General features: G+C 55.3%; 1 protein-coding gene. It reads right to left on the minus strand.

Features of this window, described 5'->3' with window-relative positions:
• Window positions 1-371 (minus strand): phage tail protein (locus AACY49_RS30010; RefSeq protein ID WP_339527849.1); only part of this gene is annotated, 371 nt, incomplete at its 3' end.
• Between the last annotated feature and the right edge of the window lie 213 nt (window positions 372-584).

Consider the following 584-nt stretch of genomic DNA (forward strand, 5'->3'; position numbering starts at 1 on the left):
GTCGATGTAGCCGCAGTCAGCGCAGACAGGCTGCCCGAGGCGGACGTCATCCCTGGCAAACCCTGGAACGTCGCCTGGTGGATGTGCAGCGGCATGTTGCTTTGGGTCAGCTGGTTGGCTTCGGTTCCGCTCTTTGCCCCCAGGGCATAGTTGGACAAGCCAGGCCCCTGGCCCGTGCCCACCAGCACACGACCGAGCGCATCGGGAATGCCAAACGTGCTTACGCCGTCACCACCGAAATTCGTACCGAGCAACGCAAACAGCGCCTGGTTTTGCGAAAGCGGTATAGTCTGCCCACTACACTGCAACCATCCGTCCGGAGCGTAGCTGAAGCCGACCTGGATGATCTGGCCGATAAAAGGGTCGGACATACTGATTCTCCTTGATTTGTTAAGAGTATACAGGACAAGAAACAAAGGTATGCGACGCTGTTTGAAGCCGCGCGATACACCGCGGCGCGCAATAATGCTGCCAATTAGCCTGCGGGGGCAAGAGCAATAGACCTTGATACGAAATTTTGTGCGCAATTTGCGTATTTTGTGCGGTGCACCATGAAATGATGTGCTCGCACGATTTTTAATATT

It is taken from the genome of Pseudomonas sp. EL_65y_Pfl2_R96, from assembly GCF_963970905.1.
GTDB lineage: Bacteria > Pseudomonadota > Gammaproteobacteria > Pseudomonadales > Pseudomonadaceae > Aquipseudomonas.